The following is a 15,808-nucleotide window of genomic DNA, read 5'->3' on the forward strand; positions in this document are numbered from 1 at the left end:
CGTGCGCGCAGCCCACGCTGGTGCAGACGGCAGAGCCGTGACGCTCTCGGTCGATGCCCTGCCCGGGGTCCAGCTCGGTGTCATGCCGGGCTGGCTCACGGGGGAGCCGCTCGAGGCGCAGGGCGTCGAGACGCAGATGCCCAACCTGCCCGACATCGACCTCCCCCCGACCGATGTCACGCCCTTCGAGCTGCGGGTCAGCGCGCCGCAGCCCTCGTGCCTGCGACTGACCCTCGCACCGGCGGGTGCCGCCGTGCTCGGCGACGACGGGACCGGTCTCGGCATCGTCGTCGAGCCGACGCCGGCTCCCGAGACGGTCGAGGTGGAGGAGACCGTCACCCACGTCGTCCTCACGACGGGGACTCTGCGCCTCGAGGTGGGCCGGGCCCCGTTCACGCTCCGTCTCGTCGACCGCGCCACCGGCGCGACGCTCCTGCGGACCGCCGACCGTCTCCGTCAGGTGGCCGGTCTGCTGACCGCCCCCTCCGTCGTCGTCGACGGCGAGGCGACGACGCTCAACCTCGAGCTCGGGCCGGACGAGGACGTGCTCGGCTTCGGCGAGCAGTTCGGTCGGCTCGTCAAGAACGGTCAGCGACTGCGCCTGCGCAGCGAGGACGCCTGTGGCACCGGGACGGGCCTGGCCTACAAGCCGGTCCCCGTGTGGCACTCGTCGCAGGGCTACACCGGCTTCGTCAACACCGGCGCGGTGCTGACGGCCGACGTCGGTCACTCGATGCCGTCCGTGCTGTCGCTCGGTCTCGACGACTCGGCGATCGACCTCTACGTCTTCGCCGGCGCGGACCCGAGAGCCCGCCTCACGGCATACACCGCCCTGACGGGGCGTGCCACGGCGCCCCAGCCATGGGCGTTCGGCTACTGGATGGGGCGCTGCCGCTACCACTCGAGTGAGGAGATGCTCGAGGTCGGGCGCTCGGCCCGCGAGCACGGCGTGCCGATGGACGTGCTCCACCTCGACCCCGACTGGCTCGTCGTCGACCGGCTCAATACCGACTTCATCTGGAACACCAGCAGATTCGGGCAGCGCAAGCAGTTCGTCGAGGACCTTGCCGAGCTGGGGCTGCGCCTGTCGGTGTGGGAGCTGCCCTACCTCGACCCGGCCTCGCCGATCTTCGAGGAGGCCGAGCGTCAGGGCTACCTCGTGCGCCGCACGGACGGCAGCCTGGCAAGCATCCAGAAGACGCCGACGCCCGACGGCCGGATGCGGGCCCTCATCGACTTCACCAACCCCGCGGCCAAGCGCTGGTGGCAGGAGATGCACCGAGACTTCCTCGACGACGGCGTCGCCGTCTTCAAGACCGACTTCGGCGAGGCGCTGCCCGACGACGTGGCCCTCTTCGACGGCACCCCGGCCAACCAGGCCCACAACCTCTACCCGCTGCGCTACAACGGGGCGGTCTCCGAGGCCATCCGGGAGTTCACCGACCGGCCCCCGCTCGTGTGGGGCCGCAGCGGCTGGGCCGGGTCGCACCGCTACCCCGGCCAGTGGGGTGGTGACGCGGAGTCGACGGTCGCCGGCATGCAGGCCACGGTGCGCGGCGGCCTCTCCTACGCGATGAGCGCCCCCGGCTTCTGGAGCCACGACATCGGCGGCTTCTTCGGCCCGGAGCTCACCCCCGCTCTCTACGTGCGCTGGACCCAGCTCGGTGCGCTGTCGCCCCTCATGCGGGCGCACGGCCTGCGCCCTCGTGAGCCGTGGGCCTTCGGCGACGACGCACTCGACATCTGTCGCGAGTGGGTGCGCCTGCGCTACTCGCTGCTGCCCTACCTCTGGCAAGTGGCGCTCGAGTCGGCCGCGAACGGTTGGCCGGTGCTGCGACCGCTCGGGCTGCACCACCCCGACGACCGGGTGGCCCGCAGCGTCGACGACAGCTTCCTGCTCGGCAGCGACCTGCTCGTCGTGCCGGTCTTCGACGACGGCGCCGCGCCCGTGCGGCGCACCTTCTACGTGCCCGAGGGCGAGTGGTTCGACCTGCACGACGACACCCGGTATGCCGGCCCCGGCTTCCACACCGTCGACGTGCCGCTCGATCGCATGCCGGTCCTCGTGCGGGGCGGCGCCGTCATCCCCCGCGTCGCGGTCGACGAGACGGTCCGTTCCGTCGAGGACCTGCTCGGGCGACCGTGGACGCTCCACGCCTACGGAGCCACCGACGGGGCGCAGCCGACCCTCGTCGGCTTCGACTCCCAGCCGGCGGTCGTCGAAGGCGAGGTCGTGCGCCATGGCGCCTGAGGCCGGGGTGGAGGCTCGCCACGAGTCGCCGCACGCGCACGAGTCGGACCCGGCGCGCTGGGCGGACTTGGGAGACAAGCTTGCCCGTCTCACCGACCTCGCCCGCGCGCACGACCTCGACACCCTCGTGCTGCGCGAGCCGGCCGCCCTCACCTGGCTGCTCGGCGCACGGGTCAACGTGCCGCAGACGCTCGACGCCGCCTGCCTCGACGTCATCGTCCACGTCGGTGCCTCCGGCACCGAACTCACCGTCGTCACGAACGCCATCGAGGCGCCTCGCCTCCTTGACACCGAGCTCGCCGGGCTCGACGCCGCCTGCGACGCCCGCTGGGAGGTCGTGCCCTGGTGGGAGTCTCGCGACGGCCGGCTGCCCTCGGGGACGCGGGTCGGGTGCGACCGGGCGCTCCGCGGCAGTGTCCCGGTGGGACCCGACCTCGCCGCGCTGCGTCGCCGGCTCACGCCGCACCAGCAGGGTCTGCTCGAAGAGGTGTGCAGCGACACGGCGGCTGCCGCGACCGCAGCCGCCCTCACGCTCTCTCCGAGCACCACGGGGTATGCCGCCGCAGGTGCCCTCGCGCGTGAGCTGCTCGAGCGCGGGCTCGACCCGATCGTCCTGCTCGTCGGCGGCGCCGACCACCTCGCCACCCACCGCCACCCGCTGCCGCTGCCCGAGACGGTCGGTGAGAGAGCGATGCTCGTCGCCTGCGGCCGGCGGCACGGGCTCGTCGCGAGCGTCACCCGCATCGTCTCGTTCACGCCGCTCGACGAGCAGCAGCGTGACGGCTACGCCCGCCTGCTGCGGGTCGAGCGCGCCTTCCTCGACGCCACGCGCGTGGGCGCCCGGCTCGGCGACGTCGTGTCGGAGGGCTGTGCGGCATACGGCAGGCACGGCTTCGACCCGGAGGAGTGGCACCGCCACCACCAGGGAGGCCTCAGCGGCTTCCAGCCGCGGGAGTTCCCGGCTCACGCGGGCAGCGATCACGTGCTCGGTGACGGGGCCGTCGTCGCCTGGAACCCCAGCGCCGCCGGGTGGAAGGTCGAGGACACGACCCTCGTGCTGCCCGAAGGCGCCCGGACCCTCGTCACCGACGAGCAGTGGCCCAGCATCGACATCGGCGGACGCCGACGCCCCGACGTGCTGGTGCGCTGAGCGCGGCACTCCGACAGACCCGCTACTTCGCTTGCCCCACAGGCCGACCCATCAAGGAGAGAACGTGACCACCATGCCCAGCCAGCTCATCGACGGCGCCTGGGAGGACGGGGACTCCGCCCTCGAGATCACCAACCCTGCCGACGGCTCGACGGTGGGGCACGTCGCGTGGTCTGGCCCGGAGTCCGCTACGCGGGCTGCCGACGCCGCAGCCCGCGCCTTCGGCGAGTGGTCCGAGCTGCCGGCTCGGCGACGGTCCGACATCCTGCTCGACGCCGCCCGGCTCATCAGCGAGCGCGCAGACTCGCTCGGGGTGCTGCTCGCCCGTGAGGCCGGCAAGCGGCTGCCGGAGGCAGTCGGCGAGCTGGCGTTCAGCGCCGAGTACTTCCGGTGGTTCGCCGAGCAGGCCCGCCGCCCCAACGGCGAGGTCATCCCCCATGAGGCGGGCGACCGGCGGCATGTCACCGTGCGACGCCCCGTCGGCGTCGTCGCGTCCCTCACCCCGTGGAACTTCCCCTGCTCCATCCAGGCCCGCAAGCTCGCGCCCGCACTGGCAGCCGGGTGCGCCGTCGTGGCCCGCGTCTCCGAGAAGGCGCCGCTCGCGGCGACCGAGATGATCCGGGCGCTCGACGACGCCGGAGTGCCGGCAGGGGTCGTCAACCTCGTCCACGGGCCGGCGCGCGAGATCACGCAGACGCTGCTCGACCACGAAGCCGTCCGGGCCGTCACCTTCACGGGGTCGACGCCCGTCGGCCGCGAGATCATGGCGAGCGCGGCCCGTCGCGTCGTGCGGCCGCTGCTCGAGCTCGGCGGGGACGCGGCCTTCGTCGTCCTCGACGACGCCGACCTCGACGCAGCCGTCGAGGGGGCGATGCTCGCCAAGTTCCGCAACACCGGCCAGTCCTGCATCGCCGCCAACCGCTTCGTCGTGCACGAGGACGTGCACGACGAGTTCGTCGAGCGCCTCGTCACCCGGATCGACGCCATGAGCATCGGCGACGGCCTGGCCGCCGACTGCCCCGACCTCGGCCCGGTCATCGACACGTCACGGGTCGAGGCCGTGAACTCCCTTGTCGACGAGGCGATCTCACAGGGCGCACGGAGGCTCACCCGAGAGCGGGAGCTGCCTCAGAGCGGCACCTTCGTCGCGCCCACGCTGCTCACCGACGTGCCCGACTCGGCCGCCATCGCCACCCAGGAGGTCTTCGGACCCGCAGCGGCCGTCTTCCGCTTCCGCGACCTCGACGAGGCGGTCGCGCGGGCCAACCGCACGGAGATGGGTCTCGCTGCCTACGTGTGGTCCCGCGACCTGTCACGGTGCTGGCGCACGGCGGAGCGGCTCGAGGCCGGCATCGTCGGCGTCAACAACGCCCTGCCGTCGGTCGCCTTCGCCCCCATGGGCGGGGTCAAGCAGTCCGGGCTCGGCCGTGAGGGCGCCTCCCTGGGTCTCGAGGAGTTCGAGGACGTTCGCTACCTGTCGGTCGGTCTCTGACCGCGGCGGGCGAGACGGAAGGAGGCCGACGGTGACGACCGAGCTCGTGCTGCTGCCCCTCGGCGTCGTGGCCGGGGCGCTGACCCAGCGCGTCACGGGAGTCGGCTTCGCCCTCGTGTGCGCGCCGCTGCTCGTGCTCGTCGCCGGCCCGTTCGAGGGAGTCGTCCTGTCGAACCTGCTCGGACTCACGGTGAGCATCGTCGTCTTCGTGACCCTGTGGCGCGACACCGAGTGGCGCAAGGCTCTCCTGCTCGTCGTGCCGGCTCTCGCGACGATTCCCCTGGGTGCGTGGGTCGCTCACAACGTGCCGCCCGCGCAGCTCATGGTCATCATCGGGCTCACGGTCATCGTCGCGCTGTCGGCGGTCGTGCTGAGCGACCGCGCCCGGGTGCTGCGGGGCACGGGCGGCGCTGTCGCCGCGGGTGGGGCGAGCGGCTTCATGAACGTGACCGCGGGCGTCGGCGGCCCCGCGATCGTGCTCTATGCCGTGAGCACCGCCTGGGAGCACCGCAAGTTCGTCGCGACCTTCCAGTTCTACTCGATCTTCGTCAACCTCGCCTCGCTCGCCGCCAAGGGTGGCCTGCCGCACGTCGCGCCCGCCGCCCTCATCGTCTCCTTCGTCGCCCTGGCGGTCGGCCTCGCCGGCGGCGAGCTGCTGTCGCGGCGCGTCGACCACGAGATCGCCCGACGGCTCGCCATCGGCCTCGCCCTCGCGGGCGCCGTCTTCACTGTCGTCAAAGGACTCCTCGCATGGTGATCGAGACCAAGACCAAGACCGGGACCCCGAGAACCACGCCGGCACAGGCACGCTCCCTCGTTGCCGCCATCGACCAGGGCACGACGAGCACCCGGTGCCTCATCGTCGACGACGAGGCCCGGGTGGTCGCCAGCGCGCAGCTGGAGCACGCTCAGAGCTACCCCCGGCCAGGGTGGGTCGAGCACGACCCCATCGAGATCTGGCGCAACACGGTCGCGGTCGTCGAGACCGCGCTCGGGGAGGCCGGCCTGCAGGCCGAGGACCTGGCGGCCGTCGGCATCGCCAACCAGCGCGAGACCGTCGTCGTCTGGGACGCCACCACGGGCGAGCCGGTGCACCCGGCGATCGTGTGGCAGGACACCCGCACCGAGGAGGCGTGCGCCCTGCTGGCGTCCGAGCCGGGCCGCGCCCACCGCTTCCGTGACGTGACGGGTCTCCCCCTCTCGTCCTACTTCAGCGGCCCCAAGATCGCCTGGGTGCTCGACCACGTCGACGGGGCGCGAGAGCGTGCCGAGAGGGGCGAGCTGCTCGCCGGCACGGTCGACTCGTGGCTGGTCTGGAAGCTCACGGGCGGGCCCGACGGCGGTCGGCACGTCACCGACGTCACCAACGCCTCGCGCACCCTGATCATGGACCTGCGCTCCCTCACGTGGAGCTCCGAGCTCGCCGACCACCTCAGGGTGCCGCTCGCCACGCTGCCGCGCATCCACCGCTCGTCGGAGGTCTACGGCCCGGGCCATGCGAACGGCCCGCTGCCCGGTGTGCCGGTGGCCGCGGCCCTCGGCGACCAGCACGCGGCCCTCGTCGGCCAGGGCTGCTTCGAGGCGGGAGCATCGAAGAGCACCTACGGCACCGGCGGGTTCCTCCTGTGCAACACCGGCGACGAGATCGTCCGCAGCGAGCACGGCCTGCTCTCGACCGTCGCCTACCAGCTCGACGACGGCCCGCCCTGCTATGCCCTCGAGGGGTCGGTCGCCGTCGCAGGCTCGCTCATCCAGTGGCTGCGCGACCGGCTCGAGCTCATCCGCGACGTGGCGGAGGTCGAGCCCCTGGCGGCGAGCGTGCCGGACAGCGGTGGCACCTACGTCGTGCCCGCCTTCTCCGGCCTGCTCGCTCCGCGCTGGCGACCCGACGCGCGGGGAGTCATCGCCGGCCTCACGGCATACACGAGCAGGGCGCACCTCGTGCGCGCAGCGCTCGAGGCCACCTGCTTCCAGACCCGCGAGGTCGTCGAGGCGATGCGTGCCGACACGGGTCACCCGATCGCCCAGCTGACGGTCGACGGCGGCATGGTCGCCAACGCGCTGCTCATGCAGCTGCAGTCCGACACGCTGCAGGTGCCGCTCTGTGCCTCGGAGACCACCGAGACGACCGCGCTCGGGGCCGCCTTCGCGGCAGGCCTCGCGACGGGCGTCTGGGAGAGCCTCGAGTCGGTCGCGAGGTGCTGCCGGCACGGACGGCGCTGGCTGCCCGACACGCGATCGACGTTGCCCACGACCGGCTGGCGCGACTGGAACCGCGCCGTCGACCGGTCGCTCGGCTGGGCCCCTACCGACACCACCGCCAAGGAGAGCGCATGAACGCCCGAGACTCCATCGACCCCACGCACCACGAGCAGTCGTGGGAGACGTTGCAGGACGGTCCCTTCGACGTGCTCGTCATCGGCGGGGGAGTGACGGGAGCGGGAGTCGCCCTCGACGCGGCCACGCGAGGGCTGCGCACCGCCCTCGTCGAGATGCGCGACTTCGCGAGCGGCACGTCCTCCCGGTCGAGCAAGCTCTTCCACGGTGGCCTGCGCTACCTCGAGCAGCTGAACTTCCGACTCGTCCGCGAGGCGCTGCACGAGCGCGAGCTCATGCTGACGCGACTGGCGCCCCACCTCGTGCGCCCCGTGCCCTTCCTCTACCCGCTCCGGGGCCGGGTGTGGGAGCGGCCCTACGTCGGCGCCGGGCTGTTGCTCTACGACACCCTCGCCGGGCGCAGCAGCGTGCCGCGCCACCGACACCTCACGCGCACCCAGGCCCGCGCGCTGTGCCCGGCCCTGCGCGCCGACGCGCTCGTCGGTGCGCTCCAGTACTACGACGCCCAGGCCGACGACGCCCGGCACACGATGACGGTGGCACGCACGGCCGCGCACTACGGCGCCGTCGTGCGGTCGTCGACGAAGGTGGTCGGCCTGCGACGCGACGGCGGACGGGTCGTCGGGGCCGACCTGCTCGACGTCGAGAGCGGTCGCACCGTGACCGTCTCGGCCTCCGTCGTCATCAACTGCACGGGGGTGTGGACCGACGACGTCCAGGAGCTCGCCGACACACGTGGGCGCTTCCGGGTGCGGGCGTCCAAAGGCGTGCACCTCGTCGTGCCCCGCGACCGGATCAACTCCGAGACGGGGCTCATCCTGCGCACGGAGCAGTCGGTGCTCTTCGTCATCCCCTGGGACAACCAGTGGCTGGTCGGCACGACGGACACCGACTGGGTGCTCGACAAGGCCCACCCGGCGGCCAGCCGCTCGGACATCGACTACCTTCTCGCGCAGGTGAACTCGGTGCTCACCACGCCGCTCACCCACGACGACATCCTCGGGGTGTACGCCGGGCTGCGACCCCTGCTGTCGGGCGAGTCCGAGGAGACGAGCCAGCTCTCCCGCGAGCACGCCGTGGCCCGTCCGCTGCCCGGGCTCATCAGCGTGGCGGGGGGCAAGTACACGACCTACCGCGTCATGGCGCGCGACGCCGTCGATGCCGCGGTGGCAGACCTCGACCGCCCGGTGGCGCCGTCGGTGACCGACCGCACGCCGATCCTCGGTGCCGAGGGCTTCAGCGCGCTGAGCAACTCCGTCGAGGCGCTCGCGGCGGAGTGGTCGCTGAGCTCGTGGCGGATGCGTCGCCTGCTCGGCCGCTACGGCAGCCTCGTGACGGAGGTGCTCGAGCCGACGCGGACCGACCCCACCCTGCTGGAGCCGCTGGGCGGTGCCGACCAGTACCTCCGGGCAGAGATCCGGTATGCCGTGACGCACGAGGGAGCGCTGCACCTCGACGACATCCTCACCCGGCGCACCCGCATCTCCATCGAGGTCGCCGACCGCGGGGTCGTCGCCGCCGGACCCGTGACCCGGCTCGTCGCGCCGCTGCTCGGCTGGGACGAGACGGCAGCGGCCCTGGAGCTCGAGGCGTTCCGGGAGCGGGTCAGGGCGGAGCGGGCGTCGCAGACGGAGTCGCAGGACGCCGCCGCGGACGCGGCCCGGCGAGCTGCCGCCGACATCCGCGGGGCCCTGCTGGCCGCCGACGGGACGCCGGCGTCGTAGGTCGCCGGAGAGCACCACGGCGAGGTCCAGCGACCTGCTGATCGTGGCGAGGCCGATGACGTGCTCTGTCGACCCTTCCCGTCGAGTGCCCACTTTCCGACGCCGCACGACCCCCCCAGATGCGCGGGCCGTCAGTCGATCGGGGTGGTCAGGCCGAGCCGGCGTCGATGCGGTCGCGCAGCTGCTGGTTCTCGTCCTGGAGGTCGAGCAGCATGCCGACGCCGGCGAGGTTGACCCCGGCGTCGACGAGCTCGGAGATGCGACGCAGCCGCTCGAGGTCGTTAGCGCTGTAGCGACGGGTGCCACCCGCGGTGCGCGCCGGCTCGAGCAGGCCTCGCGACTCGAAGAGGCGCAGCGTGGCCGGCGGCATGCCGACGAGCTCGGCAGCCACCGAGATGCCGTAGACGCCACGGTCGCCGTCGGGCGTGCGCGATCCTTCGGTCACACCGGCTCACCTCCTCGAGAAATCTGTTGCGGGGTCTTGCACCAGCATCCTCGCAGTGCTACAAAAAATCTATAGCGCATGCCACAGATCGTGAAGTGCGGTCGTGGCCACTACGGAGCATCACAGGACACGATGGAGGTGAAGACGATGCTGATGCGCACTGACCCCTTCCGTGATCTCGACCGCTTCGCGCAGCAGATGCTGGGCACGAACGGCACCCTCGCCCGACCCTCGGTCATGCCGATGGATGCGTGGCGCGACGGAGACACCTTCCACGTCGAGTTCGACCTTCCGGGGGTCGACCCCGGGTCGATCGACCTCGATGTCGAGCGCAACGTCGTGACGGTCCGGGCCGAGCGACCGAATCGGGCCAGCGACGCCGAGCTCATCGCAGCCGAACGCCCGCGTGGCGTCTTCAGCCGGCAGCTCGTCCTCGGCGACAACCTCGACACCGAGCACATCGAGGCGCACTACGACACGGGTGTCCTCAGCCTCGCGATCCCGGTGGCCGAGAAGGCGAAGCCGCGCAAGATCGCCATCGCGACCAAGGACGACCAGAGACAGGCCATCGGCGCCTGAGGCGACGGGGAGTCGGACCCATGACCGGCGAGATCATCGACAGCGTCGTGCCCGGCCTCGCGGAGGAGGTCGACGGGATCGACACGGACGAGGCCTTCTTCGAGCTCGTCTGTGCCGATGACGACCTGCTCCGTGCCGAGTTCGAGGCGATCGTGGCCGCGAGCTGGGTGGGTCCGCCGGACCGGCCGACACCCGTGCCGAGCCCGCGCCCGCCCGGGCCGCGGCCGGCGATGGTGGAGCTGCCTCCGACGGCGAACCTCCCGCTCATGGAGCCCGAGCCGAGTGGACCCGGGGACGGGCAGCGGGGTCGGGAACGCTCGCCCCCGCGACAGTGAGCAGCGGGACAGATCCCTGGCCGGACGAACCGATCGAGAGGAGCGTGATCACCCTCGACGACGCATCCACCCACACGACATAACCCACAAGAGTCACGATGACGGTGCCCCGCCCTCCCGGGCGGGGCACCACCCATGTCATCTCCGGGTGAAGCGAGGTGATCCTGGCCCTGACGTGGGGCTCGCGGTCACCTCGATCCGGAGGTGTGGGGGAGGCGACGGGCCCGCACGACGAGGTCGGCGTGGTGGTGGGCGCCGGCGCCCTCGGTGACGTCACGCTCGCGCTGCTCGTCGCGCTCGATGACCCAGCCCCCGCCGAGGGCCGCGACGACCTCGTCGTGCCCGACGTAGTCGTCGGGGTCGAAGCCGTGCGACAGGGCGACCTCGCGGTCGACGTTCGCGTGGTGGACGACGAGCAGCGTGCCGCCCGGCGCGACGGCGTCGAGCAGGGCCTTCTCGACCTCGCCGCCCGCGGTGCGCATGAGCGCGGGGTAGAAGAGCGTCACGAGGTCGAAGCAGGCGTCCCGGTCGGCCAGCTCCACGAGGCCGGACGCGACCCAGTCGACGTCCACCCCCGCCGCGTCGCCGGCGGCCCGCGCCCGGGCGAGGGCGTTGGTCGCCACGTCGATGGCCGTCACCCGCCACCCACGGCGCGCGAGCCAGACGGCGTCGCCGCCCTCACCGCACCCGATGTCGAGCGCGCGGCCGGGAGTCAGGTCTGAGACCTCGGCCACGAGCGCCACGTTGGGCTTGCCGCTCCACAGCTGCTCACCGGCATACCGCTCCTCCCAGTCGTGGAGGCCGTGGCCGGGGCGCTCGTTGCCGACGGGACGCTGCTGCTCGGGGGCGTGACTGCTGTCTGAGGTGCTCACCGCTCCATCCTGAAGGTTCGCCCCGAGGCGAAGGCAAGCCGCCCGTGCCCGGCACCCCCGCCCCGCCAGGCCCGTATGCCGTCCACCCCCCCGACCGAGGCGCCGTGACCGCGCCGATGGGCGGGCTCAGCCCCTGCGGGCTGACGAGAGCCGGACGAGGCACGCGCCCTCGCGGGCGAAGGGCACGAGGTGCACCTCCGTGTCGGCAGCGCCGGACCGGTCCAGGGTGGCGCGCAGCATCTCCTCGTGCATCGTGCAGACGACCCCGGGGTGGGCGCGGGCCGATGCGAGCACCGGACACGTGCGCAGCGCGATGTCACCGTCCGGCTCCACCTGCGGCGAGAAGCCGGCGGTGGTCAGCAGACCGACGACAGTGTCGACAGGAGGCGCCGGGCGCGAGCCCGCTGACGGCTCGCTGAGCTGGCTGGCCCAACGGCGCCCGATGGCCCGGGCGTGCACCTCGGGATCGCTGGTGTGGGCGAGGTGCTCGGCCATGGCCGTGACGAGCTCGTCGGTCGAGACGGGCCGTGACACACGCAGGGCCTCGACGACGAGCCGCCCGCGCTCGGTCAGCTGGTGGCCGAGCGCGGGCCGACCCCGCGTACCGGCCCCGGTGGGCGTCCGCGCGACGAGGCCGTCGTCGACGAGCCGGGCCAGGTGGGCGCGCGTCGTGTTGGGGTGGCCGCCGAGGACCTCGACGAGGGCGCCGATCGTCGCGGGCCGCTCCGGGCCGTGGCCGGCCAGGGCCTCGAGCACCCGCTCGCGCGCCGGTGGCACCTCGGGCAGGGCCTCGGGACCGCGCTGTCGCTCGCGCTCAGTGGCCTGCTCCGCGGCGTGCTCCGGGGCCTGCTCCGGTGCCTGCTCCAAGGCCTGCTCCGCGGGGTGCTCCGGGGGTCGGGTTGGCGCGGCGCCACCGCGTGGGCTATTTTTCACAAGGGCAGTGTAATAAATACTCGGCCCCACCGCACCCCAAGGAGCCAGCGTGAGCATCCACGAGTCCCTTCCCGTCTCCGACATCAGCTCGACCGGCTGCGCCTGCGGGTGCGCCGACGAGGGTGAGCCGGAGCTCGACGTGCGTGCCATCCCGCACGCGCTCCGCCACGCCACCGTCTTCGGCGCGCTGGGAGCCGTGCCGGCCGGGGGGTCGCTGCGCCTCGTCGCGCCCCACGACCCGAAGCCGCTGCTCGCCCAGATCGAGGATCGTGAGGGCGGCGCCATCGGGGTCGACTACCTTGTGCGCGGCCCCGAGGCCTGGACCCTCCGCCTCACCCGTCAGGCCTGACCACCAGCCACCGACGCCCCCTGACAGACGCCCCCGACAGCCGCTGCGATGAGCACTCGCCAGCTCGAGCGCCCCTCTGCCGCCGCCCTGCCGGGCCGCGGGGTGTGGCCGCTACGTGACCACCCGACGACGCTGTGGTTGACTGCGGCCCTCGTCGTGGCGGCGCTCGGTCGCGGCATCCCGGCCGCCGACTGGCTCGTCGTGCACCTCGTGCTCCTCGGCGCGGTCACCCATGCGGTGATGGTGTGGAGCACCCACTTCGCGCAGGCCCTCCTCAAGACGCCGCCGACCCTCGATGGGCGACGGCAGCAAGGCCGCCGCCTCGCACTCCTGCTCGTCGGCTCGACTCTCGTCTTCGTCGGCGTGCCGGCCGGCTGGTGGCCGGTGACCGTGGCCGGTGCCACGTGCGCGGCCGCAGCCGTCACGTGGCACGGGGTCCAGCTGTGGCGCCGCCTCCGCGCAGCGCTCCCGGGGCGCTTCCGGATCACCATCCGCTACTACCTCGCCGCGGCCACGGCCATGCCGGTGGGCGCGTTCTTCGGGGTGCTCCTCGCGCGGCAGCCGGCCGACCCGTGGCACGCCCGCCTCGTCGTGGCCCACTCGATGACGATGGCGCTCGGCTGGCTCGGCCTCACCGTGACCGGCACCCTCGTGACCTTCTGGCCGACGCTCCTGCGCGCCCGCATGGACGACCGTGCCGAAGCCCTTGCGCGACAAGCCCTTCCAGTGCTGGTCATCGGCGTCACGATCGCCGTCGGTGGTGCGCTCGCAGGCTGGCACCCGCTCACCTCGCTCGGCCTGATGACGTATGCCGCCGGCCTCCTCTGGTGGGCACGCGCGCTCATCTCCCCCGCCCGTCGCAGCGTGCCGCGACGCTTCGCCACCGTGTCCGCCGCGTGCGCACTCACGTGGTTCGTGGCCGCCGTCGTGGCCGTCGCCGTGCTCGTGCTCGTGACTCCGGACTGGACCGAGGTGGGCGCCCACTACGACCTCGTCGCGGCCGCGCTCGCCGTCGGGTTCGCCCTGCAGCTCGTGCTCGCAGCGCTCAGCCATCTCGTGCCGAGCGTCCTCGGTGGGGGCCCGGCCGTCCTGCGCGCCGGACTCGACTGGTTCGAGCGCGGCGCGCCGTTCCGGGTCGTCGTGCTCAACCTCGGCCTGGCGCTGTGGCTGCTCCCGCTCCCCAGCCCCACCCGGATGGCCCTGGGTGGGCTGGTGGCCCTGGCCGTGGCGAGCTTCCTGCCCCTCACCGGGCTTGCGGTGCGCGAGTCGGTCCGGGCGCGCCGGGCCGCACAGACGGTAGCCGGGGCGACGGTCCCGGTGAACGAGCGGGCCTTCTGGACCTCCGGACAGCTTGCCGCCGCCGTGTCGGTCATCGCCCTCGTCGTCGCTGCGAGCCTTGCCCTGCCGTCTGCAGCGGCCGGGGGAGGACGCACCGAGGTCACCCCGACAGGTCACACGACGACCGTCGAGGTCACCGCGCGGGACATGCGCTTCACGCCGGCCTCGATCACCGTGCCGCTCGGTGACCGTCTCGTCATCCGCCTGACGAACCGCGACGAGACGACGACCCACGACCTCGTCCTCGACACGGGTGGCCGCACCGCTCGCCTGGCGCCGGGAGCGACCGGCGAGCTCGATGCCGGCGTCGTGGCCGGCCCGGTCGAGGGCTGGTGCTCGGTCGTCGGCCACCGCCAGATGGGCATGGTCCTGCACGTGCTGGTCGCCGGCGGCGGCGCCGCGGGCACCGCCGCTCCACTCAGCCGGGCGGGCTCCGTGGCGGGCAGCGTGCCTTCGGCGGGCCACGACGGGTCGGCCATGACGGTGCCCGACGCCACCGTGCACGCCGGCCAGGGCGTGCTGGGAGCCGGCTTCACGGCATACGACCCCGTGTTGCCGCCGCTCGGGGCCGAGCGGGTCCACCGGGTGACGCTCACCGTCGAGGAGCTCGAGCAGCAGGTCGCGCCGGGGGTGTGGCAGCGGCGGTGGACCTACAACGGCACCTCGCCCGGGCCGACCCTGCACGGGCGCGTCGGCGACGTCTTCGAGGTGACCCTCGTCAACCACGGCACGATGGGCCACTCCATCGACTTCCACGCCGGCTCACGGGCGCCCGACGCGGTGATGCGGACGGTGCCGCCGGGCGCCCGCCTCACCTACCGCTTCACCGCGAGCCGGGCCGGCATCTGGATGTACCACTGCTCGACGATGCCGATGTCGGCGCACATCGCGGCGGGACTCTTCGGGGCCGTCGTCATCGAGCCGCCTGACCTGCCCGCCGTCGACCGCAGCTTCCTGCTCGTGCAGTCGGAGCTCTACCTCGGCGCGAGCACGACCCACGGCTCCGCCGGCGAGGTCGACGCGACGAAGGCGCAGGCGGACACCCCGGATGGCGTCGTCTTCAACGGCACCGCCTTCCAGTACGACACGACGCAGCTGCGGGCGCGCGTCGGTGAGCGCGTGCGCTTCTGGGTGCTCGACGCCGGGCCCAACCGGCCGAGCAGCTTCCACGTCGTCGGGGCGCAGTTCGACGCGGTCTGGGCCGAGGGGGCGTGGCTGCTGCGGAGGGACGGGTCGAGCGGCGGCAGCCAGACCCTCTCGCTCGGTGCGGCCCAGGGCGGCTTCGTCGAGACGTCCTTCCCGGAGGCCGGCCACTACCCCTTCGTCAGCCACGTCATGGCCGACGCGGAGCGCGGAGCGCACGGCATCGTGCTGGTGCAGCCATGACCGCTGCGACGACCACGCCCTTGACCACCACCACCGATGGGAACCGATGATGTGCAGCTACTGCGGATGTGCCGACTTCGAGGTGGTCGGACGGTTCATGGCCGAGCACGAGCACATCATCAACCACCTCAGCGCCCTAAGGAGCTCGCTCGACGACGAGCCCCGGCGGCGCGCAGCGGCGCACGAGCTCGCGGCCCACCTGACGCCGCACGTCGTGGCCGAGGAGGCGGGGCTCTTCACCGTCATGGCTCGCGACGAGGTCTTCACCGACCACATCGCGCGGCTCTGCGGCGAGCACCACGAGCTCGACGAGCTGCTCGCGGCGGTGGCGGGTGGTGACGTCGCCCTCTTCCCCCGCTTCGAGGACGCCCTGCGCGACCACATCGACCGCGAGGACAACGGCCTCTTCCCCGCCGCGGCCATCCACCTCGGCGGCCCCGAGTGGGACGAGGTCGCGGCCCTCACCCCGACAGCCGCAGGAGCGCACCGATGACGACGAACCCGACCACGACGACACCAGATACAAACTCGCCGACTACACGCGGTCGTAGATCTGGTCACACGGGTCACACCCGTGACAGGGTGCAGGACATGGCAACCCTCGAGGTGACCTGGCC

Annotated in this window: 14 protein-coding genes; 11 read left to right on the plus strand and 3 right to left on the minus strand. The window is 72.8% G+C overall.

Annotated features, from left to right (window positions below):
• Positions 1–37 precede the first annotated feature (37 nt).
• From FBY41_RS22470 to FBY41_RS22495, 6 genes are all read left to right on the plus strand, one after another.
• Positions 38–2,251: a glycoside hydrolase family 31 protein gene (locus FBY41_RS22470; protein WP_185749220.1), complete on the plus strand. Its 2,214-nt coding sequence runs from the start codon at positions 38–40 to the stop codon at positions 2,249–2,251.
• Entirely contained in the window at positions 2,241–3,401 is a 1,161-nt protein-coding gene (locus FBY41_RS22475; RefSeq protein WP_185749221.1) for a M24 family metallopeptidase, read from the plus strand. Before FBY41_RS22470 ends, FBY41_RS22475 begins: the two co-directional genes overlap by 11 nt.
• 73 nt (positions 3,402–3,474) lie before the next feature.
• Positions 3,475–4,893 carry an NAD-dependent succinate-semialdehyde dehydrogenase gene (locus tag FBY41_RS22480; RefSeq protein WP_141847486.1) on the plus strand — a complete coding sequence of 473 codons (1,419 nt, stop codon included), beginning with the start codon at positions 3,475–3,477 and terminating at the stop codon, positions 4,891–4,893.
• Between the two features lie 31 nt (positions 4,894–4,924).
• Positions 4,925–5,650, plus strand: a complete 726-nt coding sequence (locus FBY41_RS22485; RefSeq protein ID WP_141847408.1) for a sulfite exporter TauE/SafE family protein — start codon at positions 4,925–4,927, stop codon at positions 5,648–5,650.
• A complete protein-coding gene (gene glpK / locus FBY41_RS22490) occupies positions 5,644–7,230 on the plus strand; it encodes a glycerol kinase GlpK (protein ID WP_141847411.1) in 1,587 nt (528 codons plus the stop codon). Before FBY41_RS22485 ends, glpK begins: the two co-directional genes overlap by 7 nt.
• Positions 7,227–8,954: a glycerol-3-phosphate dehydrogenase/oxidase gene (locus FBY41_RS22495; protein ID WP_141847413.1), complete on the plus strand. Its 1,728-nt coding sequence runs from the start codon at positions 7,227–7,229 to the stop codon at positions 8,952–8,954. The genes glpK and FBY41_RS22495 overlap by 4 nt, the downstream gene beginning before the upstream one ends.
• Positions 8,955–9,102: 148 nt before the next feature.
• Here FBY41_RS22495 and FBY41_RS22500 read toward each other — a convergent pair whose 3' ends face one another.
• A complete protein-coding gene (locus FBY41_RS22500) occupies positions 9,103–9,399 on the minus strand; it encodes a MerR family transcriptional regulator (RefSeq protein WP_260439978.1) in 297 nt (98 codons plus the stop codon).
• 147 nt (positions 9,400–9,546) lie between these two features.
• Here FBY41_RS22500 and FBY41_RS22505 point away from each other — a divergent pair, with 147 nt between their 5' ends.
• Together FBY41_RS22505 and FBY41_RS22510 are read left to right on the plus strand one after the other, a co-directional pair.
• Positions 9,547–9,978 carry an Hsp20/alpha crystallin family protein gene (locus tag FBY41_RS22505; RefSeq protein ID WP_185749222.1) on the plus strand — a complete coding sequence of 144 codons (432 nt, stop codon included), beginning with the start codon at positions 9,547–9,549 and terminating at the stop codon, positions 9,976–9,978.
• 20 nt (positions 9,979–9,998) lie between these two features.
• Positions 9,999–10,313 carry a hypothetical protein gene (locus tag FBY41_RS22510; RefSeq protein WP_141847415.1) on the plus strand — a complete coding sequence of 105 codons (315 nt, stop codon included), beginning with the start codon at positions 9,999–10,001 and terminating at the stop codon, positions 10,311–10,313.
• A 188-nt stretch (positions 10,314–10,501) separates the two neighbouring features.
• Here the strand turns inward: FBY41_RS22510 and FBY41_RS22515 are convergent, their stop codons facing one another.
• Complete coding sequence (locus tag FBY41_RS22515; RefSeq protein ID WP_141847417.1) at positions 10,502–11,185, minus strand: class I SAM-dependent methyltransferase; 684 nt, start codon at positions 11,183–11,185, stop codon at positions 10,502–10,504.
• 126 nt (positions 11,186–11,311) lie between these two features.
• Positions 11,312–12,052 carry a helix-turn-helix transcriptional regulator gene (locus tag FBY41_RS22520; RefSeq protein ID WP_141847419.1) on the minus strand — a complete coding sequence of 247 codons (741 nt, stop codon included), beginning with the start codon at positions 12,050–12,052 and terminating at the stop codon, positions 11,312–11,314.
• Positions 12,053–12,167: 115 nt separating this feature from the next.
• Here FBY41_RS22520 and FBY41_RS22525 point away from each other — a divergent pair, with 115 nt between their 5' ends.
• The 3 genes from FBY41_RS22525 (at position 12,168) to FBY41_RS22535 (ending at position 15,684) form a co-directional block, all read left to right on the plus strand.
• Positions 12,168–12,467, plus strand: coding sequence for a DUF2249 domain-containing protein (locus FBY41_RS22525; protein WP_221629404.1), 300 nt, complete (start codon positions 12,168–12,170; stop codon positions 12,465–12,467).
• A gap of 48 nt (positions 12,468–12,515) precedes the next feature.
• Positions 12,516–15,191, plus strand: a complete 2,676-nt coding sequence (locus tag FBY41_RS22530) for a multicopper oxidase domain-containing protein (RefSeq protein ID WP_141847423.1) — start codon at positions 12,516–12,518, stop codon at positions 15,189–15,191.
• Between the two features lie 97 nt (positions 15,192–15,288).
• The gene (locus FBY41_RS22535) at positions 15,289–15,684 is read left to right on the plus strand and encodes a hemerythrin domain-containing protein (protein ID WP_260439979.1); all 396 of its coding nucleotides are present in this window, start codon (positions 15,289–15,291) and stop codon (positions 15,682–15,684) included.
• Positions 15,685–15,808 lie beyond the last annotated feature (124 nt).

Source organism: Humibacillus xanthopallidus, assembly GCF_006716675.1.
GTDB classification, from domain to species: Bacteria; Actinomycetota; Actinomycetes; order Actinomycetales; family Dermatophilaceae; genus Humibacillus; species Humibacillus xanthopallidus_B.